Raw genomic sequence first — 26,079 nt, forward strand, 5'->3', positions numbered from 1 at the left:
ACGGCACATTTGTCGGGCGGTCCGGAACGGCAGCTTCACGGACACGAAACCGGATAGCAGACATTCGAACGCCTCGGTGCCGGCTTCCGGGACCGACCCTTACCAGACGCTCAGCGGACAATTTTTGTGCCTCAGGTGCAGACCGTCCGATTCCGGCAGCTCGCGACCAATTCACGCCGTTCCGGTGCACCGAAGTGAACGTCCACTAGCGCCGAAACCTCCCGTTTGGCATATGTTCGTGGACGGACGGTGCTCCCGCCAACAGAGCAGCCGTTCACACGATCTCGTTGTCTCCCTGGAAGCGGTCCTTCGTTCAGGGCTTCGCCAGCGACGGCAACGGCACCGTAAGGGGATCGTGCGCTTACGGGCGACCGAGATGCCAAGAGACGTTGGTCGAAGACAAATGTATAAGAGACTTTATTTCCTCCTCTGTTGCCATTTTCTGCTCAGATTGCCACGCCTAACATGAAGCGCTGTCGGCACATGATGAACGTATAGGGTAATATGATCGACTGGCGTCGCGGAGGATGGACCGGAAGCATCAATCGCTGGGTGCGGCGAGAGGTAACCGAGCAACTACGGGAGAACCCGGTCGCCCGGCGCGCCCGGTATGGGCTTGCCCACAGTGCGCTCAGACGCTTCTTTGGCTCTGGCTCCTTCGGGCGGTTCATCATCGTGTATGCGGCCGTGAACCTTACGGCCGTTGTTGCCGAGGCCCTCGGCGCCTGGCTTATCCCAGCTTGGCTCCCGTCATGGAGCATGTCCGGTTCAGCGCCCTTAAGCGAATTAAAGACTTTGATCCTGTACGTCTCCAGCTACCTGCTCGGTGCACAAATCGGAGTGCTCGGAGTTATCTCGCTGTCGCTGGCGCTCGTAACGTTGATCGCGCAACGCGAGGGATCCGCGACTGACGTTCAAGTCTACTATCATGAGTCCTTTTCGTTCGAGCTCGTCGCGAGTTGCGTCGCACTAGCGGTGGTGTTGTGCGCCCAGCTCCTATGGCCCCTGCAGTTCCTCCTTCACCGCCTCGGGCTCGGAACCGACCTCCAGATTTTCAAGCTTTCCTTGTTGGGTGTTCACCTCGCGTGGTTGTTGGTGAACCTTGCCGCCGTTGCCTACTTCATCGCCACAACATTCCGGTTCGTTCAGCAGTCGGCTCGCGAGACGCTTCGCGAACGCTACACTGCCAACGTCGTATTGCCTCGCGATCTGACGCAGCGATTGCGCGACCAGTTGTACAGTCTCGCGACTAAGAACCTCATCGGCGATGAGGAAGAGGATCGGGGACGCCCGACCGCGACCTTTGGTTTCGACTTCGGCGCGCCCTGGAGCGTCGAAATCGAGACGCCCTTCGATCGACCAGTGGTACTTCATGACGTCAGGATGACGTGGGTCCGCTGGGTGCTGCGACGCTGGTCTGCCAGGTGCGAAAGAGCAGCGGGTCAGCAACCCGCCCCGGCGCTGAACGGCCTTGGGCATCAGGGTCCCTTTATATGGTTCACATGCCAAATGCGCGGTGTGCTTCATGGAGATGTCAGCTGGTGCCGAAGGCGCGGAGGAGTGCCCCTGACCGCCTTCGAGAAGTTCGTGTTGCGGCGCGCTTTTATTTTCCGGAGCAGCCGCGATGAAGAGTGAGCTCCCCAGTCCCGAAGAGATCCTTGAGGAATTGGCCGACAAGGTAGCAGCACAGATTGAGCGCCTCGCACCGGTCGCCTTCGACCGCGCCGTCCGCGAAATGACCCGCTACCATCGCTTCCTATTGGCGGTGGGAGCTTCTCGCGATCCGAACGGTTCTGCGTTCAACTTCGCCGAGATCGCCGGAAATGCGTGGCATGCGCCACATAAGGAATGGATCAAGCAGTACCGTCGCCTATTCGAGCGTGCCGCGGACAAACTCGTCGACGACGATCATTTCGTTCGATCCCTTGCGTACGTTCCCGGACGACTGATGCCAAAAGCCGGGGACCCCGAGCTATCGCCAAACGTGGTGCGCGCGATCTTGGACCTCGGCCCTTTACTCGTCGGCCGGCTCGAAGCCTGGGTGACGAAGCGCACCACTGTTGAGATCCGTCGGGGGCAGGCTGCGGAGCCTCGGCTGGCGCTCGCGGGGTCAGACGCAAAGGCGTATGAGAGCGTTGTTCCCGACATTGTTGGAGCTTGGGAAAGCCTGCTCCACTACCCTCCATCAATGTATGGTTGGAGTGAGCGTGGCGAGCAGACGGACATCGTGCGCTGGGCAGCGTTCAAGGCTAGTTGGCCCTTCCTGTGGCAGCACCTAACGAACACGGCCTACTGCCTCGCCTCGGCTGTTTGGAATGAGGACGAGATCGGTGCCGCCCTGTTCCGCGAGGCGCTGGTACGGTGGGCACATGCGCTTGATCACCGTTTGGACGATCGAGCCGAACTGCGGCATCGGCGGTTGCTTTTCCCAAGCATCCTCGATCTGAACTGGCCGGAGGCGAGCCTGAAGGGTGCCGCGCTCGGCTACGATTACATGCCCTCGCCGACGCCAGACCAGCTCTTCGCGAGCGTAATTCGGGGTGCGCACGACGACATCGTATTACTGACGGCATCTCTGCTGCTGTCTTGGACCATCAACGAAAAGCAGGCCTCGGACATCGGCGCGCGCACTGCACGGGCGCTGCTCAGTCGGGAGGCGAGTGAAATCAACCATGCTCACGTCAGCCATCAACCGACGAGCTTCCGTTCGCTTTTTCTCGATCTGCTCCGTCTCGAGATGACGGGGGAGCGGTATCGCGACGGTTCCTACGGAGCCGACCTCGACCACTCGGTCGCTGTGCTCGACAACATGACCGAGCGCCGCGTGGTGCCAGGGCGCGTGTTCACGCCCTCAACTCTGCACGGCCGCGACGGGCTCCTATTGTCCAGTCTCGTGATTTTGCTGGCGCACGTTCCGGACGAGGGAGACGATGGGCTGAAGGAACGGATCAACGCGCTCACCCACGAAGAGGAGGTGCTGCCTGCGGGCGATGGGTCACTGCGAGATATCATGCACCAGCTCGGGCAATTTAAGTCGATGCTGGAGCAGCCGTATCCCGCGCTTGCCCGCGGCCTTCAGCTCCTTTCGCCAGACCAGGACGCTGAGTTGGCGAAAGCTCGACTGAGAGAGATCATTAGCAGAGCTTGGAATGAGATCGAAGAAAAGCGGCGGCGCCGACTTGAAGCTCGCCCCGTTGATCCGGCGAAGCTCGAGCGTCTCCGCTCGGCGATCGAAGAAGCGCTGCTGACCTCGGAAGTGGAGGCACCCTTCTTCCGCGATGTGGAGGTCGGTCGCGCAGCCGAAGACGACAGCGCTGAGTGGCACGACATGACCTTCTCGGGGATTGGCAAGGCGCAGCTCACCGAGCCGCCAATGGAGGCCGCCAGTTCCAGCTTTATAGAGATGCTGATCTCCGGGTACCGAGATATGGCGGGTAGACACGCTTGGAATACATTCTGTCAACGCCCGCGAATTGAGGTCACGGTCGCAGGTGGAGCGGAAGAGGAAGCATTTTGGCGCGACATACGACCGCTGGTTCAGCAAGTTGGCCCCCAGCCAGTGCTCGTCGTCTCGCGTAACGCCGAGGGCCGGGCGTTGCGTCGTTTTCTCTATGCACCGGCCGCAGATCGACCGGGGTTGGAAATCGAACAGCGCCCGCTTTCGGGCAGAGGGGCGTCGTATATTGCCACGGTCGAGGGCGTCGACGTGTTCGGCGCGGACTTTCGACCGGGTGAGGCATGGTTGTTCTCCGCGAACTCACTTCGCGAGGTGCGATACGCAAAGACAGCAACTCCTGATCGTCACGCGGAGCTTTCCTTCGAACTCGGCGATGAAATGAAAGGCACGCTCCGTGTACGTGTGCGCCAAGTGCTAAAATGGGCGAATTTGCCCACGTTTGAACTCAAATCGTCTGATCCGACGGCTGACGAGGAGCCTGTGGATTAAGGAAGACCTCTGTCCGGCTAACCAGCTTTCGGATCCGTTAGCTGACCGCTCGAATGACCGATTTTGGGCCGCATTGCTGACCATCAGCTCATTGCTTAGAATTTCAGCTATCCGGCTCAGAGCTCGTGGAAACTGCCGGTCCGGATCGTCCGCAAATCCAGACATGCGAGAGAGGGTTCAAGCGGCTCCACCAAAGACCGGTGTCGGCGTAACCGGACCTTTCCAGCGGCGCCGCCGACCGGCAGGAAAGTCCTAGCTGCCGCTTACCAATGTTCGACCCATTTTTGCCGTTCAGACGCCAAAAGCCGGTGCCTAAATACGGACGGTCCGGTTACGGCAGCTCGCCTCAACAGACCGACATTCAGTGCCTAATTTGGCAGCCTGAAAGCTGCCCGTCGTTCTCCGAGTTATGGGCGACTGTGATTGGCTCAAATTTGTCCACGCTGACTACCCCTTCAACTTTTGGGGACCATTTGGGCTGTAACAGGATCACATTTGCGGCTGCCCCGATTACGAGAACGACTACGATCACCTGCAAGGGCAACTCATAATTCCCGCCCACATGCAGCAACCATCCTGACAGACTTGCCGCCGTGCCACCTGACAAACCGGCGGCCACATGTTGAACGCCTACGACCAGCCCGATCGCGGGCGCCGGGATCAGCGTGACCTTGATCAAGGCCATGTTGTTCGCCGTCGCCAGCCCAAGGCAGGACAGGGAGAAGATATTCCAGAACAGCGCGGCATCAAGGCTGGTCGAATAGGCGCCAAAAAGGACTGTCGTCGCGCCGATGAAGCCGCAAACGACGAATGCCTTGCGCGTGCGAACCGGATCTCCCCCACGCGCGATGATCCGGTCGGCGGCCCATCCCGCTAGCACATTGACCACGGCGATGCCGGCGAAACTGAAAAAGGTATAGAGACCGGAGTTGAACAACGACAGCCCGCGCTGCTCGACCAGGTAAGAGGGCATCCAGGTCATGCAGTAGAAATTGAAATAGCTGTAGCAGAAGTTGACGATGATCCCGCCCCACACCACCGGCGAACGGATGATGTTGCGGAAGGGGACGGATGCTGCCCGTGCCTTCGCCGCGGCCATTTCACTCTTCTGCGGCATGTCCCCCTTGACGAACAAACTCCAGGGCACCAGCCAGACGAGCCCAGCTAGGCCAGTGATGACGAACATCGCCCTCCAATCGTAGGCGACAATGAGCCACGCCGCGAGCGGGGCGCCCAGCGCGGTCCCCATCTGGTTTCCCATCACGAATATCGCGATGGCCGTGCCGACGTGGCGCTCGGGAATGTGGAGCCGGATCCAGCGATAGCTTGCAGGCATAACCGCGGCTTCGGTGGCGCCGACCATGAGGCGCATGATCACCAGCCCGATGAAGATCGTCATGACGCCTGCCGCAGCCGTGGCAAGACACCACAGTGCAAAGCAGATCGCATAAGGTATCTTTACGCCGTAGCGATCGACAACCCAGCCAGCGGGGATACAGGCAGCGGCATAGGACCAGAAGAATGCCGATCCGATCCAGCCCCGTTCGACGCTGGTCAGGGCGAAATGCTGCGTGAAGCCCTTATCCGCGATTGCCGATGCGATGCTGGAACGGTCAGCATAGGCGATCATCACGCCCACCGCCAGCAGGGCGAGAACGCCCCAGATGTAGCTCGAACCGGTGCGCCGGCCGTCGGCGTCCATACCTGAAACAATGCCTTCAGCGGCGCCACTCATCCCGAACTCTCCTCATTTCACGCCCCGTTTGTCCGCTTCAGCGGATTGACTGATACGTCAAAGCGGAAAGAGCGCGTCGGCAAACGGCACCCGCGCTTCGGCGCTGCGCATGCGGGGCGTCGGCAGGGCCAGCCCCCACTGATCGCGGCGACCGGGAGGGAAGTGCCAGTCGTTTGGCCCGCCGACCTTATACGTCTCGTCAACCTGCTCGACTTCGGCCGTGTATTCCACGATGAACCCGCCAGGTCCGACGAAATAGCAGAACACGTTGTTGCAGGGCCCATGACGCCCTACGCCCCAGCCGATCTCCTCGCCCCGCTCCACCATCTTGGCGGTGGCCGACATCACGGAATCGATGTCCGGCACTTCCAGCGCGAGGTGGTTGAACGAACTTCCGACCGACACGTAGAACGCCAGGCTGTGATGGTCGCTGTTGCAATTGAGGAACGTGATCGTCTTGCTGCGATCGATCACCTTGAAACCCAGGTAATCGACGAAGAACGGATCGTCGCGGTTGGGGCTGTTGAACACCAAGTGCGCCACCTTGCGGGTGCGATCCGGGTAATCGCCGGTATTGGCGTGATTTTCCACTTCGGTAATCACGCGAAACGGGCGCCGCTCCCCCGGATCGCGGAATGCGAAGCCATAGCCGCCGCCAGGGTCGGATAGCGGACCGGGTGAACTGATCTCGGTCACGCCGGCCTGGCACAGCGCGGCATGGAGCGCATCAGCCTGCTCACGGGTCTCGATCGAGATGTCAGCACACAGGAACTGCGGCTCCGCACACCGATGCAGCGCCAAGAGGAAATGGTCAGGGCCAGTGCCGCGCAAATAGACCCGGTTGACGTCGCGCGCGACGATGGTCAGCCCCCAATCCTCGTAATATCGAACAGCAGCTTCAAGGTCGGGCAATCCGAAATGGACCCGCGCAACGCCGTTGATGCCTGTTTTCGTTTGCATTTCCACTCTCCCATCCGTCCCACGCCGCTCAGACGACCTTGGCATCCGCAATCGCCTGCTTGTCGCGCTCGGACTGTATCGGCCGACATTCGGGAAAATCGCCCAGATCCTCGCCAAGACCGAGAGCAACCACCCGGTCATATACGATTGCGGCAAGGGCTATGTCCTGCTCCGCCGTACCCACCGCCTTGTAGAGGACGGTCTCGCCCGCCGAGCGGCGGCCCAGAGCCGGATTGCGCAGGACCTCCCACAGTTCAATCACCCGGCCTGGCCCGACTAGCCCCTTTTCCGCCGCCAAACGCCCGTCGCCTGATTCCAGGACATGCTCAATGTCGTCGGCTACGACGCGGCTATCTGCCCATATAGAAACATCGACCTCGCGATGCTGCGGACGGACTGAACTGATTCCGCAGACGAGCGCTCCGGGCTTCAGATCCTTGGCGAAAATCACCGGAAAGTTCTTGGCGCGATAGCCGCTCAGGACAATGTCAGCCGCTCCGATCGCGGCTGCGGAATCGTCTGCAGGAGCAATCTCGACGTCGGGGAAGAGCGCCGCCATGTCGGCCGCCATCCGCTCCCGGTTGGCCGCGGTCGGGCTGGATATCCATACCCGCTTGACAGGTACCACCTGCAATGTCGAATCCAGCAGAGCACGGGCCTGGACACCCGACCCGATCACCGTGATCGTCTCTGCCTTGGCCGGCTTCAGGTGCTTGGCCGCGATCGCCGCCGCTGCAGCCGTGCGGTAGGCGGTGATCCAGTTGGCATCCATCAGGGCCACGGTCGCGCCGTCGGCAATGCGGATCAACTGGATCATGTAACGCACGCCCTGCTGCGCGTGCAGGTTCATGGTCTTCACGCCACTATAGCCGATGCCATAGCAGATGGCGGGCATCATCCGCAGGAACCCGCCCATGCGGTCGTTGATGGTCAACCGGGGCGGCAATTCCAGTTCATCCTCGCCGGGCCGGGCGAGCAAACGCTCGAGCCCGCCGATGATGTCCACCCCTTGCATTGCCGCCTGGATCGCGGCCTCCCTGATAAGCAGCATCTTGTTTCACTCACATCGGAAAGCGGCCGTTGTAGAAATCGTTCATCGTGCCTGGAACCTCGTCGATGATGCCGCACTTGATGAGCGCATCGGACAGACGCTTGCAGGTGGCGTCGGTCAGTCGCATCGTCGGCAGGCGCAGGCGGCCCCCGTTGAAGCCGTTGAGCCATTCCATGTATTTCCAGGCCTGGCGGTGGATGAAGTGAGCGCCGGGCATATAGGTCTGGGTGACCGCCGTGCGGGTCGTGCGCGCGGTGTGGATCTTCCAGAAGATCTCCATCGCCTCGTCCCACTTCCCCTCATGCATCAGCTTGAAATACTTTGGGATGTTGCCGCCAAAGTATTGGAAGCAGCTGGTTCCCATCCACTGCATCCCGAACCAGGCCACGTGGCCGGGCGCATTGCCGTCGCGCGGGTCGGAGACGAGCAACTTGTCGCCGCACATCTGCAGGGTCTGGAGGTGCGGGGCATTGGTGTTGCCGCCGCCTTCACACTTGTAGGCCACGGCCAGCGGATGATCGGCCAGCCGCGCGATCAGCCTGGGCGACATCTCCGCCGGATGGATACGGCCGAAGTTCCACAGGTGAACGGCGAACAGGACCGTGGCCAGCCCCGTCTGGTCCATCATCTTGACGTTGTATTCGTAAAGCTCCTCCTCCGAGTTTGGATACCAGGTCGGGGGATAGGAGAGGAGCATGGTGGTCGCGCCGGCATCCGCGCAGGCCTTGCCGACCCGCGCCGTTTCCTCGACCGTGTCGAAGCTGGCGTGATAGATGATGTGGAAATCAGGCCCCGCCTCGTCGCAGGCGATCTCGACGAAGCGGATATATTCCTCGGAGGTGGTGCCGCATTCCGAGACGGCCAAGGTGCCCCAGAAGCCCAGCTTCTTGCACATGCGCACGTCGTGCCGGATCGCCGCCTCGTTGAGCAGCTTCAAGTCGTTGGAAAACGAGGGCTGAAGGATGTTGGCCACACCGTGCATGTTGGCATGGGCCCAGGCCTTGGCATCATCTCTGTGGTAAACGGGCATAGCGGATACTCTCTCGTGCGATTTGTTGACCGCTCTTGGCGGCGGAAATGAATTCAGAACCGGATTTCGCGGAAACTCATGCGGGATCGAGCCCGGCCCAGCAGACATATTTGAGCTCGACATATTCATCGATGCCGTGGCGCGATCCCTCCCGGCCGAGCCCGCTCTGCTTGACCCCGCCGAAGGGCGCGACCTCATTGGAGGTGAGCCCGGTGTTGACCCCGACGATCCCGGTCTCGAGGCCCTCGCTCACCCGCCAGATGCGGGCGGCGTCACGGCTGAAGATATAGGCGGCAAGGCCGAACATCGTGTCATTGGCGGCGGTGACTGCCTCGACCTCGGTCTCGAAGCGCACAAGCGGCATGATCGGGCCAAAAGTCTCCTCGCGGGCCAGGGTCATGGCCCGGTTCACGCCGGTCACGACGGTCGGCTGGAAGAAGGAGCCGCCAAGATCGTGGCGGCTACCGCCGACCAGAACCTGTGCCCCGCCAGCCACGGCATCGGCAAGGTGGCGTTCCAGCTTGATCACGGCGGCCTCGTCGATCACCGGTCCGATCTGGACGCCGTCCTCCAGGCCGTTGCCGACCTTGAGCGCGCGTGTCCGCGCGGCCAGCCGCTTGGCCAGGGCATCGTGAATGCCGGACTGGACGAAAATGCGGTTGGCGGCGATGCAAGACTGTCCGGAATTGCGGTACTTGGCGTTGAGAATGCCCTCAACTGCGACATCGAGGTCGGCATCGTCGAACACGATCAGCGGGGCATTGCCGCCCAGTTCCATCGAGCAGTTCTTGACCGTAGCGGCTGCCTGCCGGAGCAGGACGCGGCCGACTTCGGTCGAGCCGGTGAAGGTGATCTTGCGCACCAGGTCATGGCTGGTGAGAACCGAGCCGATCCTGCGGGCATCGTCGCCAGTGAGCACGTTAAAGGCTCCGGCCGGGACCCCTGCACGCAGCGCCAGTTCACCCAGCGCCAGCGCGGTCAGCGGGGTCTGGGTCGCGGGTTTGACCACCATGGTGCAGCCCGCCGCCAGGGCCGGCGCGGCCTTGCGGGTGATCATCGCAGCGGGAAAGTTCCACGGGGTGATGGCGGCACAGACGCCCACCGGCTGACGCAGGGCGAGAATGCGCTGGCCGTGCCTGGGCGCGGGGATCACCTCGCCGTAGACGCGCTTGGCCTCTTCGGCGAACCACTGCACGAAACTTGCCGCATAGTCGATCTCGCCCAGTGCTTCGGTCAGGGGCTTGCCTTCTTCGAGCGTGATCAACAGGGCAAGGTCCTGCTTGTGCTCGACGATCAGGTCATACCAGCGGCGGACAATTTCGCTGCGGTTCCCGGCAGTGGTCTTGCGCCAATCCACCAAGGCCCGCGCTGCGGCTTCCACGGCAAGCTCGGTCTCCGATTCCCGGCAGCGTGGCAGGCTGCACAGCACCTCGCCCGTTGCCGGATTGACGACGCCGTAAGAGCCGTGCGGCGTCTCAGTCAGCCAACGGCCGTCGATGAGCGCGCCGTTGCGCCAGAGCGTCGCTTCATTGAGCATATGGTTCATGTCGGACCTTGAGTGACTTGGAAAAGGGGCGGCGCCAGTGCGGGCCTGTCGGGTCCGGCCACTATGGGGATGACCCGTGACCTGCATATTGAGAAATTCTGCCCTCGCCTTGCGAGTTCGGTTAATCGGCATTCCCGCCCACTTCGCACCTCGCCGGAGGCGGAAAGCGAGGGGGCATTGTTGCGCCCCTCGCTCTTCGTCAGGCGCCCCTGCGCATCACAGCTTCGTCTTGAACGACAGGCTGTAGTAGCGGCCAAGCACGTCATCGCCGAGCACGAAGCCGTCCGAGCCGCCCGAGCGGGTGCCGTTAGCCGTGCCGGCCCCGGCCGGGGGCTTGGCGTCGAACAGGTTCGACACGTTGAACGACAGGCGCGCGTCACCCATGAACGTGCCCTGTACCGAGTAGCTCAACGTCAGGTTCGTCGTGGCAAATGGCGAAACGTGGTTGTTGGCGATGACCGCGGTCGGATCGCCGGTCAGCTTCATCGAACTGCGCCAACGCTCCATGATATCCACGGCAAAGCGTGGTGCCGGTTCCAGATGAACGAAGCCAGTAAGACGCAGGCCAGCACCGATCGAATAGCCCGTCGGCCCGAATGCCGCATTGCCCTGATCGAAGGTCGGAACATTCGGGATCTCGTAGGTGACGTGCGGCTGGTAGGCAGCAAGCAGGCGAAGGCTGAACGGCCGATCGAACAGGCGGCTGGCGTAGTTCGCCTCCACGTCCACACCCGAAGTTTCGATGCTGGCGAGGTTGCGGTAAGCGACATACCAGCCGGTGACCGCATTGGATGCAGCCGTGCTGGTGTAGTTGTTGCCCGGCCGAATCTGCAGCGCGCACCATTCCGACGTGCCGCCGCTGGCATAGCACAGGTTCTGGAACGCGCTGGTAAAGCCGGAGATCTGCGCCACGGCATTCTTCAGCTTGATGCGATAGGCATCGACCGTAAAGCTGAAGCCAGGCAGGGGCTTCCAGGTGAAACCTCCGGTCAACGTATGCCCGATTTCCGCCTTAAGATTGGGATTGGCAAGGTCGGAAGACGGCACGCGCGGGCTTGTGTTGGTGAGCAGGTCAGTAAAGGTCACCGGCACCGAATTAATCGGCGCGAACTGCTCATAGAGGGTGGGCGCGCGAATATCACGCGATACCGTGCCGCGGAAGCGCAGGGTGTCAGTCACCTCCCAGACCAGTCCGGCCTTCCAGGTCCAATAGGAGCCGCTCGTGTCGTAATCGGTGTAGCGGACCGCGCCGTTGACGCTGAGCGCCCTGCCCACGGCAGAATCCCGCATAAGGGGGGCGTTCACTTCCAGCGCCGCTTCCTTCACCGTCTGCGAGATGGGAGCCGTGCCGGCAAAGCCGTAGCCCCACAGGAAGGTGGAACCATTGCAGTTGAACCGCAGTCCGGTGCAGTCCGCCCGGACGTTGCTGTTCGCATCGGTCGAGCTATGGAACGACATCTTGCGCCATTCGGCCGACAGGGCAAGGTCTAGCGGACCGGCAGGGAGGTCGACAGGCGAGCCGGACAAATGAACCGCGGCGCTGTCCTGCAGAGTGACGGCGCGATAGTCCGTCGCCTGGAAGACATAGTCCCAGAGGGCGGCAGAGTCCGCAGCAGTCGGACCGAAGACATTGAGCGGCTTGCAGTTGGCATAGGCCGCAGCCGTCGCGGCCTGGGTCGCCGCATAACAAGCCGGACCGTTCGCAGTCTGCACTACGTCGAGGGCCGCTGCCAGTCGCTGGTTGTTGATGTTGTTGGCGAAGGCAGTGTGCAGGGTCGATGCGCCGTGGGTGTAGTTGACATCCCACTTGAACTTCACGCCTGAGCCCGTCAGCCCAATTGAAGCGATATATTGGTTGGCCGATGCCACGTTGTTGAGACGGGCGAAATTGCCCATAATCTCGCTCAGGGTGAAGGTTGCCTGGTTGGCATTGTTCAGCGCAGTCGCCGCCGTAGACGGCAAGAACGGGTTGGCTGCGGAGAATACCGAATTGGTGAGCTGGATCGGGTTCGAGAACGCCTGGTTGGTCTTGATGTCACCGCTGAACTGGGCATAGCCGCTTATGTTGTCGCCAAATTCATGGTCGTAGCGAGCAAAGAACTGCTTCGCCCGCATCGCGCTGACCAGAGTCGAGTCGAACCGCGCGCCGCTGCCGCCAATCTGCAGGGCCGGCGAACCGGCTGTCCCGGAGACGCCCGCAAAGCCGCCAGCGACAAATGGGCTAAGTACGCCGTTGGCACTGAAGTATTGGTTGGCAAGCACACTGTTGGTGATCTTGCCACCGATAGCGAAACTGGCTTGGGTGATGTCTTGCAGCAAAATGAAGGGATTTGCGGCGGTACCAGCCCCGGCCACGCCCCAGTCATAGTTGTTCGGGCGTGCCGAGCGGTTGGGAATGCCTTCTTCGTCGATGATCTGCGCGCTCATTTCCAGATGCCCGCGGCCGCCGAACAGGTTGGTTCCCCAAGCAAGGCCGAGTTGGTAGCGCGGTGCATCGCCACGCTCCGAAATGCCCTTTTCGGCCTCGAACCGCACACCAGTAAATTTCTTGTCGATGATGTAGTTGACCACGCCGGCAACCGCGTCGGAGCCATAAACCGCGGACACGCCGCCGGTCACTGTCTCGACGCGCTGGACCAGCATCGCGGGGATGATATCGACGTCTACGAGGTTGTTGAAGGTGGTCGGCGGAACACGGTTGCCGTCCATCAGCACGAGCGTGCGGATCGGCCCCAGATTACGCAGGTTGAGGTTGTTGGCCGCCGAGTTACCGCCCGTGGCGCTGCCGTTGAAGAACGGGTTGGCCGAGGTCGTACGCGACCCGGCGAACACCGGAAGTACGTTGAGCGCGTTCGACAGCGAGCCGGGCTGGGTCTGGAGCAGATCCTGGGTCGAGGCCACGGTGACCGGCGACGGGCTGTCGTCGCCGTTCTTGATCGTGCGCGAACCAGTGACGACGATGTCTTCCGACGAAGCCTGCGACGCCGGCTGTCTCGCAGCCTGGGCATGGGCGCTGACGGCCATGGTAAGGGCGCTTGCCCCGACCGCAAGGCGCACCGCGAGTGGCAATTTAGGCATCCATATCCCCCTTTTGTGTGACGAGTTTATTCATCTTCGAAACTCGCCTCCGAGTTCCGGTCCTCATTGTCGCGACCAAGTTGCGCTACAGTTTCTGTCGTGTCGATTGAATGTTGGGCGAAGTCGATTTACTATTCGGTTAAAGCGGTTTCGTGCCATTTAGACGCCGTCCCACAGCTTAATTTTCAAATAAGCGCCCCGGTAACATCGTCGAACAGTTCATCTACTGACAATTTACGCGGAATGACTTTCTGCTCGAACGACCAGTCGATTGCCAGTTGCAGCCCCTTGCGATTCAGCTCGATGCCCATGGGTGGCTGGGTCTTCAGCGCCTCCACCGGAGCCAGCGCGCGGGATTCACAGATCATGCGATATATCTCGGCCACGATGTCCGGCCGCTGCCGGGAGATGTTCTCGTGGACCACGAAGATGTGGTTGATCGGGATCAGGCCCTCTCGCTCGAACCACTCAGCCGCGGCCTTGTGCGGATCGGGGATCAAGGTGCGGACACGGTCATCCTTGGGCATCTCGTTGCCCAGCAGCGCAGCGGTAACGTCGCCCGCCATCATCATTTCCGGGATCTTTCGGCCCTCGAGCGCGCGGCGGCAGTTGGGCGGATCCTGATATTCGGCGAGATGGCCGTCCTCGGAGGTGATCCAGGTCACCTTGTCGAGGTCGACACCATATTCGTGTTGCAGAACCCCGCGCACCCACAGCCCGGTGGTCTGCGCATAGGTCCGGACGCCGACTTCCTTGCCTTCGATATCCTTGGGTGAAACGTCGCCGAATTCGCTATTGTAGCCGGCGCAGTGATGCTGGAAACGACCCAGCACGGGCGCCGGCAACAAGACCCACGGCTTGCCGTAGCACTTGGCCTGCAGGTAAGTGACGATCGCCAGCTCACCGCAATCATAGGCATGTTCGCGCAGCATCGGCTTGAAGCCCTTGTTCGCGGCCTTGGGTCCACAGCAATCGAGCGTGACGATGGGCGAAGTAACGCGGCCATCGCGGAGCGCGGCGGTCAGCGGATATTCGGCAAGGTTGGTGCGCAGCGTCGTCATGCTGGCGGCGGTGTCGGAAGCCATGGCGGTCAGTCCCGTCATCAGTTGGAAAGGTTGATGAACATGTCTTCGGCCGCATACTGCTCAGGCAGCAGGCCCTGCTCGAAGCAATACCGGATCAGGCATTCGATCGAGGCACGATCCTCGTTAAGCCCATAGGGCAGCGGATCGGGGCCGACGACCTGTTGCATCTCGCGGTAGTGGTCGTCCTTGTCGAAATCCGACGTTCCGGCTGCAAGCTGCTCCAGGTAGATCGCCTTGGATGCAACGAAAGCGTCGAACAGGGCGCGCGCCACCTCGGGATGCTGTTCCAGCACCGAGTCCTTGACCACGATCACTGCGTGGAGCGGATAGACCCCGGTGCTGCGATACCACTCTGCCGCTCGTTCGGCCCCGTCGGGGAACAGTTCCTCATAGACCGGCCCCTGCGAACCATCGACCACCTGCCAGTCCCCGGTCGGCGCTCCGGCCCGGCCGATGCCGGCATTGGCGGTGAAGGCGGCGGAAAGATAACCTTCCGCCATCAGGTCCACCAGCGACTTGCCCTCGGGAGCCTGCTCCACATTGTCCGGCAGACGGAGCGACTTCACGTGCTCCTCGTCATCGACCACCCAGGTCACGCGCGAAAGATCCACGCCCATGTCCGAAAGGATGCCGCGGGTCCAGATCCCGGTCGTAACCGAATAGGCGCGGACACCAGCGCGCTTGCCTTCCAGGTCCTTGGGCTCGGCGATTCCTGAATCCGACCGGGTGACGAACCCATCGTGATGGAACCGGCGAAAGATCGAAATCGGGAGCGCCTTGAATGGGGCCCCTGCTGCCCGCGCGATCATGTAGGTGGCGGGCGCCATTTCACACACGTCGAATTCCAGGTCGCGAACCATGCGCCGGAACGCGGCGATGATCGGCTTCACTTCGACAAACTCGGCGTCCACGCCATCGATCGGAACGATGCCCTGCTTGAGCGCGGCGGTGTGCCCGTAGGTCGCGATCGCGATCTTGAGCGGGACAGGTGAATTGCTCGTCATCTGGTCTCTCCGGCCGGAACTTTCGAAATCGGCGCAATGCATTGAATTACAGGATATTATTTCCCGTCGCCTAGTTCGGCGTAGGCCGTGGTGACGACGTTGCGCCACACGTCGGCCACGAAGGGCGGAGCTCCACCGGGCGATGGATGCAGACGCAGGAACTCATCGGCGCTCACGCCGGCGCTCCTGGCCTGCGTGATTTTCCGGATGATCGCCTTGCCTTGCGCAATGGCGTTATCCAGGCTGGCCTTGCCGCGAAGGATGGGAGAATGCCCCACCAGCACGATATCGAAATTGAGCCGGCGAACCCGCTCCAATGTCTCGGGCGCGGCAAGGATGGGCCCGTCGCGCCCGTCCAGTCCGGCATCGAGAAAATCGTAGCCGGTCCGGTCACCCCACAGATCGCCCGCGACAGCGATTTTCTCTTTCGGAAGATAGACGACCAGATCGCCCGTCGAATGTGCACCGCCGAAATAGCGGATCTCGATCCGCCGGTTGCCGGCCGTGATCACTCGTTCCTGCCCTGCGCGCAAATTGAGGCATTGGTTCGGCGCTGCCCACTTCATGTTGCGCGCATCGGCCAGGTAAAGCGCGGTGCCCGCGATCCGCTGGTCGAGCGCGGTCGCACCTGCGTCCCCGGCCGGCATCGCCGCCCGCCGGGCCTGCATTCCCTCAAGCCCCTTGGCGAGGGTCGGCAATCTCTCTTCCATTCGCGGAATGGTCTTCACCGGAATATCCGCGCAGGTGGCACGGTGAGCGATGATCCCGACCTTTGGATTATCTCGCAGGAATGCCGCGTTGCCGCCGACATGGTCCTGGTGCGCGTGCGTGTTGACCACGTATTTAACCGGGCCGCGACCGACCTCTCTTGCCTTGGCGAGGATCTCCTCGCCAAGGAAAGGCGCGTTCTGTGTATCGACCACTATCGAGCCGCCACGCGGCAGCGTGATGATCGCGACATTGCCGGTCTGGAAGTCGTTGGGCAAGGTCGTGCCGAACCACACGCCCGGGGCAACCTCCGTCCAGTTGAAATGCTTGTAGCCAGACGCTGGCGAAGCCTGAGCCGCTCCGGGGAAGAACAGCGCCGCCAGCAGCAGTCGCCGCAAGGCGCGCCCGATCATGCCCCGGCACTTTCGCGCACATGGGCCAGCCAATCGGCCAACACCCGGTTGAACGCCTCGGGCTGCTCGACATTGGGCACGTGGCGCGCACCCACGAATTCCACATAGCGGCCATCGGGAAACAGCGCGGCGATGCGGCGACTTTCCTCCGGCGTCGCGCGGGGATCCTCGCTGCCGCAGGTCACTAGGACGGGCACGCGCACCTGGTGCAGGCGATCGGTATAGTCGAAATCGGCCAGGGCCCCGGCGCAGCCGACGTAACCGCCCACTGTGCAGCCCGCCACGGTCGCCCGGATCTGGGCCCAGCGCAGCGGATTGCTCGCCTGATAGTCCGCAGTCAGCCAACGCCCCATTGTCTCGTCAGCGATGATCTCGACCGTGCGGGCAGCTTTCAGTTTCTCGATCCGCTTGCCCCAGTGGCTGGCCGCATCGGGAAAGGATTCACTCTGGGTGTCGGACAGCAGCAGCGAAAGCACGCGCTCCGGATGGCGCAGGGCGAGCGACTGGCCAATCGCCCCGCCGATCGACAGGCCGACAAAGTGGAAACGCTCGATACCCGCGGCATCGGCCACCGCGATCAAGTCGTCGGCAAGTTCGTCCATCGTATAGGCCGCGCTGTCATCGCGGCTTCCGCCGTGTCCGCGCAGATCGAGGCGGAGCACACGATAGCCGAGCGCAAGCAACATCGGGACCTGCTCGGCCCACAGCCCAAGATCCGCCGCAAGCGAATGCGAGAAGGCAACAACCTCGCCGTCCTCCGGCCCGACCAAGTCATAGCAAAGTGTGCGATCGGCAAGGGGAAGCAGCATCGCGTCAGACCCCGGCCCGCCACGCGCGGTGGGTTTGGTTGAGGATCATGGGCCCGTTACTCTCCGCTTCAGCAGGCCCGATGCCCGTCTTGCCGATGCTTTTCGTTACCCGCCGTGGCCGCGTCGATTGATTAATCTGCGTGCTCGATTAACCGTCCGGTTAACCTCCGCCTGGCGCAGGCGGAAAGCCTCGTTTTTTCGGCCACTTTTCGCACCTACCGCCCGGCCTGGAAGTGATCGGGCCGGATTTGCCCGAATTCAGCGAACCTGCCATGTTCCATTTGCACGGCACCAGAAAATCAACAGGTTGAATCCGAATGGCCACGCCCCTCGACTGGTACCTTCTGCGCAATCTGAAGGCCCGGCAGCTGCGCCTGCTCGTCTCGCTTGACGATATGGGCAACCTCAAGAAAGTGGCCGAGGCGACCCACGTGACCCTCCCGGCCGTGTCCAAGGCGCTGGCTGAACTCGAGAAGGGGCTCGATCTCGAGCTGTTCACCCGAACCCCCCAGGGCCTGCGCCCCACAGCCTATGGGCAATGCCTGATCCGCTACGCTCGCACGATGCTGATCGAGCTGCAGCAGGCCCGCGATGAGCTCAAGGCCCTGAGTTCCGGCTCGGGGGGCAAGGTGAACATCGGTGTCTATGCCGCATCGACTTCGGTGTTGATGCCGCGCGCGATCTGCCTGCTCAAGCAGCGCTCGCCGACGACCAACGTCCTGATCACCGAGGGCACGACCTCGACCCTGCTGCCCCAGCTATGGGAGGCCAAGCTCGATCTCGTGGTGGGAAGGCTGCCGATCCTCTCGCCGTCGAGCGGCCTTGAGGAAAAGTGGCTGCTCGAGGAACAGCTGAAACTGGTGGTCCGGCAAGGACACCCCTTGTCGCATCGGCCGCAACTGGAATGGACCGACCTTCAGGACTATCCGTGGGTGCTCCCACCGATGGCATCACAGATGCGAGAGCCGGTTGAACGGGCACTCATCCGCAACGGGCTCGATCTCGAAAAGAACTACATCGAGACCTCGTCCGTTCAACTGACCCGGTCCTATCTACATCAAACCGACGCCATTGCCGCCATGGCCAATGCCGCGGCATTCGATCCATCGTCTTCACTTTCCGTGCTTCCCCTCGATCTCCCCGCGATGCCGCGCGGCGCGGGGGTGCTGTGGAACCGCAACCGAGCGCCCAGTCCGGCGACGAAACTGATGCTGGACTGCCTGGATGATGCTGCGACAAAGCTCAGAGCGAGAGAGATTTAAGAGCGGGCCACAGAGTTTGCTGCAACTCCCTCAAAAGGTGTTCAAATGATTTTTATTTAATCATCCGAACATGGTTATTCACCGTTGAACAATAATCCGATGAGCCAATAATCCGCGAATCCGCGAATCCGCGAATCCGCGAATCCGCGAATCCGCGAATCCGCGAATCCGCGAATCCGCGAATCCGCGAATCCGCGAATCCGCGAATCCGCGAATCCGCGAATCCGCTAATCCGATGAGCCAATGAGCCAATGAGCCGATGAACGAATGGCCGCTATTACACCACGCGCCCTGAAAAGAGCCATTCCGGACTGCCCAAGCATCACAAGGCTAAGACCGACCCAACACGGTCGTTCTGATCAGCCGCCGCGAGCGTCTGCTCCTGACAGAAGCTGCCAATCGAATGCTTCGAAGCGGAATGGCGGGAAGGCGCCGCAATCTCGGCCGTTCACCTTGATCCCAAAACCTACCGTTCTCCGATCCAATTGTGAGCAGCACCCGCAAGGACCTACATTGGGACACTGCTGCCGGTCGGGTCTCAGGCTCAGAACGGCTGAAGCATACTGTCGCAACGCGAACGGAGGCAGAATATCACAGCGTTGAGCGCATCTCAGCGCTGTTGCCGTATCTGCCGCACACGGGCAATATGGCCGTGTGCAACTCAACCGGACTGATCTTGCTGACTTCAGCTACTTCCTTGCGATCGCGCGGCATCGCAGCTTTCGCCGCGCGGGGCTTGAAGTCGGTGTCAGCGCCTCGGCGCTGAGTCATTCGCTAAAAGGCCTAGAAGCCCGTCTCGGGGTGCGCCTGCTCAATCGCACCAGCCGCAGCGTTACGCTGACCGCGGCCGGAGAGGAGCTTCGCGCGGCGATCTCCGCGCACTTCGATGCAATCGGCACGGCGGTGGACGTGCTGAACCGCTACCGTGACGACCCGGCCGGTCGTATCCGGGTGAATGTGCTGGAACATGCGTCCAAGATGTTGCTCGCGCCGGCACTGCCGAGCTTTATCGAGCGCTACCCTCAAATCGAGCTCGACGTGGTCGTCAGCAACCAAATGGTCGATGTGGTGGAGGCAGGTGCCGACGCCGGGATCCGCTATGGCGGTACTGTGCCCGAAGATATGGTGGCGCAGCGACTGTCTCCGGACATGCGTTGGGTCGCGACGAGCGCGCCTTCCTATTTTGAGCGATACGGAACCCCACTTCATCCAAATGACCTCCTGTCGCACAACTGCCTCCGATTTCGCTTAGGAGATGACAGCCGCTACGCTTGGGAATTCGATCGGCACGACGAGAACGTAGCCGTCGACGTGCCCGGCGCGATCACCATTGACAACAGCGCGCTGGCACTGGATCTCGCCCGTCGCGGGGCCGCAATCGCTTATGTGCCGGAGCCGCTGGCATTGCCCTATGTGGAACGCGGTGACCTGCGGATCGTGCTTGAGGACTGGGCTTCGGACGGCCCGGGTTTTCACATCTATTATCCCGGGCGGCGACAGTTGCCGACGGCGCTTCGCCTGCTAATCGATCACATCCGGGCCGCCAACTGGCATTGATCGATCGTTGAGCTTCGCTCAACGGTTCATCAACGCAGCGACGTCTAATTTGTCGCATCGACACGCACCATAATCCTTCTTGTTCCGCAATATCCCGGGACAACTGGATGAAGGTGGACTGAAATGGCGACCGGCGCCGATCTCAAAATCACAGTCACGCAGTCGGCGACGCGTGCGGGCAGCGGCGGCTGGGGAGCCGTGGTGGCCCTTACTCTATGCGTGGCGACGCTGATCGCCTCGGAATTCATGCCGGTGAGTATCCTCACGCCGATCGCCACAGACCTGCGACTCACCGAAGGAGCAGCCGGTCAGGCGATTTCGGTGTCAGGCCTGTTCGCGGTCCTGACGAGCCTGACGATCACGCCGCTGACCCGTGGCCTTGATCGCCGCACGCTTCTCCTTGGTCTGGCTGGGCTGATGCTCGGCTCGGGCGCGATGGTCGCGTTCGCGCCGACCTACGCTGTGCTGATGGCTGGCCGCGCGCTGCTTGGAGTCGTCATTGGCGGCTTCTGGTCGATGTCGGCGGCGACGGTCATGCGCCTGCTGCCCGAGGACCAGGTGCCTCGTGGACTGGCGATGCTGAACGGCGGCAATGCGCTGGCGACTACGGTCGCGGCGCCGCTGGGTAGCTTCCTTGGACAGTATATCGGCTGGCGCGGCGCGTTCTTCATCGTCGTCCCGCTAGCCGCGATCACCTTTGTTTGGCTGTGGCGTAAGCTGCCGCAGTTGCCCTCGCCGCGTGGCGCGCGTGCCGCCAATGCGCTGGCCGTGCTGTGGCGGCGCGAGGCGCGCGTGGGCATGGGTGCTGTCGCGTTGCTATTTATGGGTCAGTTCGGGCTCTTCACCTATTTGCGGCCGTTCCTTGAAGGGGTGACGCAGCTCAGCGTGTCTCTGCTGTCGCTGGTGCTGCTGGCCATGGGCGGCGCGGGCCTCATCGGCACCTGGCTGATCGGGCGCGCCGTGGCGCGGAGCCTGTCCGCCACCTTGATTGTCGCGCCGCTGGTGATGGCGGCCATCGCCATCGGTCTGATCGCGTTCGGCACGATGCCGCTGCCGACTGCCGCGCTGCTCGCCGGCTGGGGTCTGATCGGGACCGCGCTTCCGGTCGCCTGGTGGACGTGGCTCAGCCGCGCCCTTCCCGACCATGCCGAAGCGGGCGGAGGACTGATGGTCGCCGTTATCCAGCTGGCGATCACGCTGGGCGCGGCGGGGGGCGGATTGCTGTTCGACGCAGCCGGCCACCGCGCGACCTTCCTTGCGAGCGCAATCCTGCTGAGCGGCTCGGCTCTGCTGGGGGTGCTCGGCAGCAGCAAAGCCGCACAACAACAGTCCATCAAACATGGAGAAGACAAATGAACATCGAACCGCGAAATGACAGCTTAGCCGAATTGAGCCGGCGCGGCATTCTGCAGCTTAGCGGAGCGGCAGTTGCTGCGACAAGCCTGATGGCAATGCCCGCAACTTCGGCCCATGCCGCGCAAGACAGCGCCAACTGGGACAAGGTGTTCCCTAAGAGCAACCGCGTAGATCACCGCAAGGTGAGCTTCAAAAATCGCTATGGCATCACGCTGTCCGGCGATCTCTATCTGCCCAAAGGCCGCGGAGCCGACAGGTTGCCTGCTCTGGCGATCAGCGGTCCCTTCGGCGCGGTGAAGGAACAGTCGTCGGGTCTCTATGCTCAGACTATGGCGGAGCGCGGTTTCGCGGCGATCGCTTTCGACCCCTCTTACACTGGCGAGAGCGGCGGCGAGCCGCGCAACGTCGCTTCGCCCGACATCAACACCGAGGATTTCAGCGCCGCGGTCGATTTTCTCGGCCTTCAGCCCTTCGTCGATCGCGAGCGCATCGGCGTGATCGGCATCTGCGGCTGGGGCGGGATGGCGCTGAACGCCGTCGCCGTGGACAAGCGCGTTAAGGCGGTCGTCGCGGTTACGATGTACGACATGACCCGCGTGATGTCGAAAGGCTATAATGACAGCGTCACCCTGGCCGAGCGTACCAAGACGCTGGAGCAGCTGAGCCGGCAGCGCTGGCTGGATGCCGAGCGTGGTGCACCCGCTTATGGGCCACCGATGAACGAGCTGAAGGGCGGCGAGGCGCAATTCCTGGTCGACTATCATGGCTATTACAAGACGCCGCGCGGTTTCCACCCGCGATCGGTGAACTCGAACGCCTCGTGGACGATCACCAACCCGCTGTCGTTCATGAACATGCCGCTGCTCATCTACATCAAGGAGATCGCGCCGCGGCCGATGCTGCTGATTCACGGCGAGAAGGCGCACTCGCGCTACTTCAGCGAAACCGCATTCGCTGCTGCCGCCGAACCCAAGGAACTCGTGATCATCCCGGGCGCTAACCATGTCGATCTCTATGATCGCGCGGACAAGATCCCGTTCGACCGGATCACCGCCTTCTTCAGCAGGAGCCTTTGACCGTGAACCTCAAAGTCATTCTGGCCGCTGCGGCGCTGTCGAGCGTTGTGTTGTCGAGTGCGGCCGACGCGCAGGCGCAGCGGACTTCATCACGAAAAGGAGCACCAAGCATGCAGATCGATCGCAAATCGGACATGAAGCCTGTCGATGGCCCGGCGGAGAATTTTACCGGCAAGGCCACCATAACCGGCCAGTTCCAGCGGCCCGAACCGTCCCGCGTGGGTGGGGCGATCGTGCATTTCGAACCCGGAGCGCGCACCGCCTGGCATACGCACCCGGCGGGACAAACGCTGATCGTCACGGAGGGCGTCGGCTGGACGCAGATCGAGGGCGGAGCGAAGCTGGAATTTCACGCAGGCGACATCCTTTGGTGCCCGGCAGAGCACAAGCATTGGCATGGCGCCACACCGCACGAGGCCATGACCCACATCGCCATCCAGGAATCGGTGAACGGCACGCCCGTCACCTGGCTAGAGAAAGTGACCGACGAGCAATATCTCGCCCCGCTTGGTGAGCCGAAGGAGTGAACGCATGATCCTCGAAGAGACCTTCACGCTGGCCAATGGCGTCGCCATTCCCAAGCTTGGCCTCGGCACTTGGCGGATCGACGATGACGCGGTCGGGCAGGTCGTGCGAAACGCGATCGGCATCGGCTATCGCCACATCGATACTGCCCAGGCCTATGGCAACGAGCGCGGCGTCGGTGAGGCAGTGCGAGCCAGCGGAGTCGCACGCGATGCGCTGTTCGTCACCACCAAGCTCGCCGCCGAATGCAAGAGCTTCGTCGAGGCGCGCGAGCGGATCGACGGATCGTTGAAGACACTCGGGCTCGACCATATCGACCTCATGCTGATTCACAGCCCGCAGCCCTGGGCCGAGTTTCGCGAGGGCGAGCACTTTTTCGAGGGCAATCTCGAGGCGTGGCGCGCGCTCGAGGATGCCCATCAGGCAGGCAAGCTCCGCGCGATCGGCGTCTCAAATTTCGAGGCGGCGGATATCGACAATCTGATCGAGCACGGCAGCATCGCACCGGTGGTCAACCAGATCCTAGCCCATGTCGGCAACACGCCGTTCGACCTCATCGACTATAGCCGCAGCAAGGGCCTACTGGTCGAGGCATACTCACCGGTCGCCCACGGCGCTGCGTTAAAGAACGGCATGCTGATCGCGCTTGCCGACAAATACGGCGTCGGTATCGCGCAGCTCTGCATTCGCTACTGCCTGCAGCTTGGCCTGCTGCCGTTGCCCAAGTCGAGCAGCGCCGAACATATCCGCGAAAACGCCGCGATCGACTTCGCCATTTCCGATGAGGACATGGCCGCGCTGCGAGAAGCCCATGATCGCACCGATTATGGCGACGCGGGGGCATTCCCGGTATTTTGCAAGAAGCGGCAGGTTGTCGGGGCGGACAACTGACGATGATACTGCGTCTCGCCCGGTTCGCGTCAGCTGCCTTGTTGTTGAGCACGGCAGCATGCAGTCATGCCGAGCCGGGCGAGACCAGGGCGTCCAATGAGCGTTCGACCGCCGTCGGATCGGCGGAGAGGGTACCAAATGTGACCAGCATCGACATTGTCTCGGGCTCGCGCCGATGGACCGCGAACATCGAGGATAGCCCTTCCGCGCGCGACTTCCTCGTCCAGCTTCCCTTGACGCTGGCCCTCAACGATTACGCCGGGAACGAGAAAATCGCGGACCTTCCGCGTCCCTTGTCGCGGGAGGGTGCGCCGGATGCGATTACACCCCGGGCCGGCGATCTGGCGTTCTATGCGCCATGGGGCAATCTCGCCGTCTTCTATCGCGACGGACATCACTCGCCGGGACTGATCCGCCTTGGCCGGCTACAGGGCGATGTGGCGGAATTCGGCGGCAAAGAGCCGTTTCCCGTCACCATCCGTCAAGCCGAACGCTCTGAATGAATGCTGCTTGGGCGCGCGCTAACGCGGTATACGCTCGGCAGCTATCAGTCGACTGTGATTGATGCAGGAACTGAAGAGTTTGGTCGATACTGGCCATGAGAGACCTGCCGGATCGAACGGCAGCTGTCTCGCTTTGGGTGCCCAGAAGCCGCCAGTCTGCACTCGACCCCCATCTTTGTCTTTCCTCGGTTGATGTCCGACGCTTCACGAATGGCCGGTTTAATCCGAAACTGGTCATTTACCGCCGCGGTCGCGAACGGCGGCAAAGTCCCAAAGCTTGTCACTCTGGCGCGCCGCGAGCGACGAGATCCAACGACCGGTTACATGGCCCTGATCCGGCACCGTGAATGTCGGCAATGTCAGCGGGTGCGGTCTATGCCGGTCTGATGACCTCTGCTAAAGTGCAGTCGCCCCGGTGCACAGCCGGATGCCGGTGCTGTGCCATGAGGACAAGTACGACCAGTGGCTTAGCTGTCCGATTGAGGACCTCCTGGCCTTCCAGAGCCTCCTGTTTCCACCCGAGTTGATGGCGATCGAGCGAACCAGCGAGCTTTGGAACAGGGGATAGGATTGATCGGCCAGCCTCACCCGCCAGACCACCCGGCGTAGACCCACGAGGAGGACGATATCGGACCTGGTACGTCTCGAGACTTCCGACGCGGAAGGCGTCTCATCGACTTGCCCGAGCCGGCGTTGATCGCACACGTGATCGACAACTGGCCCGGGCTCTACGAACTGCTCGACTTCGTGGTCACCCCGGCGATCGGTGATCCAAGCGAGCGCGGGAAGTGGGACTTCTTCTTCGCCTGTAACGTCCCGCGGGAATACTTTGGCCTGCGCCCGGGATGCCAGCCTGGCGACATCGATGTCCTTGTTGTTCCGGTCCGCGACGGCAAGCTCGTCGCAGAACGGGCAGCGGCGGTCGAAGTGAAGCGACTGGCGCTCAAGGGACCCAACTGGACCAAGAGCGTCGATCGTTACGGGATCCGACAGGCGACTGGTCTGCTCGCTGCTGGATTTCCGTATGTCGGACTGCTCCACATCGTCGTCAGTCTCGACGGGCCGGAGGAGTTTCATCGGCCGATCACCTATGCGCGTATCGTCGATCCACTCACCGGCCGTTACGAGGTGTTGGGCGAAGGGCAGGAAGATCTAACCAGCTTCTTCGCCGCAGAGCGGCAGTACCGCCGCCTCTTTGCCCAGGAGATCGACGAACGGATCGGCATCAACTGCGTTGCCATCGCCGAGACAGAGAAACTCGGCGAACCGGAATGGGCATACACAACCTTCACACCTGGGCGCAGGGCAATCAGAAATCCTCGAGCCAGCAAACTGCTCATCGAAAACATCCAGACTCTTACTGAGTTCTGGCAGGAAACGTCGCAATTGCGCACGGCAGACCAGCGCAAACTGACTCGACGTGACAAGTACTATTCGCGCGTCGATTGAGATCAGGAGGATCGAGATTTGCCGGAACATCGGAAGGTCTCGAAATTATAGCACCTATGCCTCCCTGCTGGGCGGCGGGACGATGGCCTTAGGCC

20 protein-coding genes are annotated in these 26,079 nt (G+C 62.0%); 10 read left to right on the forward strand and 10 right to left on the reverse strand.

Features of this window, described 5'->3' with window-relative positions:
• The first annotated feature begins 504 nt into the window (after positions 1-504).
• On the forward strand, positions 505-1,635 hold the full coding sequence (locus H7F51_RS01715; protein ID WP_185662467.1) for a hypothetical protein: 1,131 nt from the start codon (positions 505-507) through the stop codon (positions 1,633-1,635).
• Entirely contained in the window at positions 1,625-3,946 is a 2,322-nt protein-coding gene (locus tag H7F51_RS01720) for a hypothetical protein (protein ID WP_185662468.1), read from the forward strand. Before H7F51_RS01715 ends, H7F51_RS01720 begins: the two co-directional genes overlap by 11 nt.
• 361 nt (positions 3,947-4,307) lie before the next feature.
• On the opposite strand, the gene H7F51_RS01725 is transcribed toward H7F51_RS01720, so the two are convergent.
• The 10 genes from H7F51_RS01725 to H7F51_RS01770 form a co-directional block, all read right to left on the reverse strand.
• A complete protein-coding gene (locus H7F51_RS01725) occupies positions 4,308-5,681 on the reverse strand; it encodes an MFS transporter (RefSeq protein ID WP_221773945.1) in 1,374 nt (457 codons plus the stop codon).
• A 57-nt stretch (positions 5,682-5,738) separates the two neighbouring features.
• Positions 5,739-6,641: a VOC family protein gene (locus tag H7F51_RS01730; RefSeq protein ID WP_246447652.1), complete on the reverse strand. Its 903-nt coding sequence runs from the start codon at positions 6,639-6,641 to the stop codon at positions 5,739-5,741.
• 28 nt (positions 6,642-6,669) lie between these two features.
• Positions 6,670-7,692 carry an ornithine cyclodeaminase family protein gene (locus H7F51_RS01735; RefSeq protein WP_185662470.1) on the reverse strand — a complete coding sequence of 341 codons (1,023 nt, stop codon included), beginning with the start codon at positions 7,690-7,692 and terminating at the stop codon, positions 6,670-6,672.
• Between the two features lie 10 nt (positions 7,693-7,702).
• Positions 7,703-8,722 carry a dihydrodipicolinate synthase family protein gene (locus H7F51_RS01740; RefSeq protein WP_185662471.1) on the reverse strand — a complete coding sequence of 340 codons (1,020 nt, stop codon included), beginning with the start codon at positions 8,720-8,722 and terminating at the stop codon, positions 7,703-7,705.
• 76 nt (positions 8,723-8,798) lie between these two features.
• Positions 8,799-10,268: an NAD-dependent succinate-semialdehyde dehydrogenase gene (locus tag H7F51_RS01745; protein WP_185662472.1), complete on the reverse strand. Its 1,470-nt coding sequence runs from the start codon at positions 10,266-10,268 to the stop codon at positions 8,799-8,801.
• Between the two features lie 216 nt (positions 10,269-10,484).
• Positions 10,485-13,346, reverse strand: coding sequence for a TonB-dependent receptor domain-containing protein (locus H7F51_RS01750; protein ID WP_185662473.1), 2,862 nt, complete (start codon positions 13,344-13,346; stop codon positions 10,485-10,487).
• Between the two features lie 185 nt (positions 13,347-13,531).
• Positions 13,532-14,431, reverse strand: coding sequence for a substrate-binding domain-containing protein (locus H7F51_RS01755; protein ID WP_221773946.1), 900 nt, complete (start codon positions 14,429-14,431; stop codon positions 13,532-13,534).
• Positions 14,432-14,448: 17 nt separating this feature from the next.
• Positions 14,449-15,435, reverse strand: a complete 987-nt coding sequence (locus H7F51_RS01760; RefSeq protein WP_185662474.1) for an ABC transporter substrate-binding protein — start codon at positions 15,433-15,435, stop codon at positions 14,449-14,451.
• 56 nt (positions 15,436-15,491) lie between these two features.
• A complete protein-coding gene (locus H7F51_RS01765; RefSeq protein ID WP_185662475.1) occupies positions 15,492-16,556 on the reverse strand; it encodes an MBL fold metallo-hydrolase in 1,065 nt (354 codons plus the stop codon).
• The gene (locus H7F51_RS01770; RefSeq protein WP_185662476.1) at positions 16,553-17,365 is read right to left on the reverse strand and encodes an alpha/beta fold hydrolase; all 813 of its coding nucleotides are present in this window, start codon (positions 17,363-17,365) and stop codon (positions 16,553-16,555) included. Before H7F51_RS01770 ends, H7F51_RS01765 begins: the two co-directional genes overlap by 4 nt.
• Before the next feature lie 317 nt (positions 17,366-17,682).
• Between H7F51_RS01770 and H7F51_RS01775 the strand changes: the two genes are divergently transcribed.
• From H7F51_RS01775 to H7F51_RS01810, 8 genes are all read left to right on the forward strand, one after another.
• A complete protein-coding gene (locus tag H7F51_RS01775) occupies positions 17,683-18,627 on the forward strand; it encodes a LysR substrate-binding domain-containing protein (RefSeq protein ID WP_185662477.1) in 945 nt (314 codons plus the stop codon).
• Between the two features lie 654 nt (positions 18,628-19,281).
• Positions 19,282-20,184: a LysR substrate-binding domain-containing protein gene (locus H7F51_RS18575; protein WP_185662478.1), complete on the forward strand. Its 903-nt coding sequence runs from the start codon at positions 19,282-19,284 to the stop codon at positions 20,182-20,184.
• Positions 20,185-20,307: 123 nt separating this feature from the next.
• Positions 20,308-21,540 (forward strand): MFS transporter, encoded by a 1,233-nt coding sequence (locus H7F51_RS01785; protein ID WP_185662479.1) that lies wholly within the window; start codon positions 20,308-20,310, stop codon positions 21,538-21,540.
• Complete coding sequence (locus H7F51_RS01790; RefSeq protein ID WP_100868569.1) at positions 21,537-22,616, forward strand: alpha/beta hydrolase; 1,080 nt, start codon at positions 21,537-21,539, stop codon at positions 22,614-22,616. Before H7F51_RS01785 ends, H7F51_RS01790 begins: the two co-directional genes overlap by 4 nt.
• Positions 22,617-22,618: 2 nt before the next feature.
• A complete protein-coding gene (locus tag H7F51_RS01795) occupies positions 22,619-23,143 on the forward strand; it encodes a (R)-mandelonitrile lyase (RefSeq protein ID WP_343061166.1) in 525 nt (174 codons plus the stop codon).
• Between the two features lie 4 nt (positions 23,144-23,147).
• Entirely contained in the window at positions 23,148-24,032 is an 885-nt protein-coding gene (locus H7F51_RS01800; RefSeq protein WP_185662480.1) for an aldo/keto reductase, read from the forward strand.
• A 140-nt stretch (positions 24,033-24,172) separates the two neighbouring features.
• Complete coding sequence (locus H7F51_RS01805; protein WP_221773947.1) at positions 24,173-24,535, forward strand: cyclophilin-like fold protein; 363 nt, start codon at positions 24,173-24,175, stop codon at positions 24,533-24,535.
• A 678-nt stretch (positions 24,536-25,213) separates the two neighbouring features.
• Positions 25,214-25,984 carry a hypothetical protein gene (locus tag H7F51_RS01810; protein ID WP_185662482.1) on the forward strand — a complete coding sequence of 257 codons (771 nt, stop codon included), beginning with the start codon at positions 25,214-25,216 and terminating at the stop codon, positions 25,982-25,984.
• Positions 25,985-26,079 lie beyond the last annotated feature (95 nt).

Origin of the sequence: Novosphingobium flavum, assembly GCF_014230315.1 — a bacterium.
GTDB classification, from domain to species: Bacteria; Pseudomonadota; Alphaproteobacteria; order Sphingomonadales; family Sphingomonadaceae; genus Novosphingobium; species Novosphingobium flavum.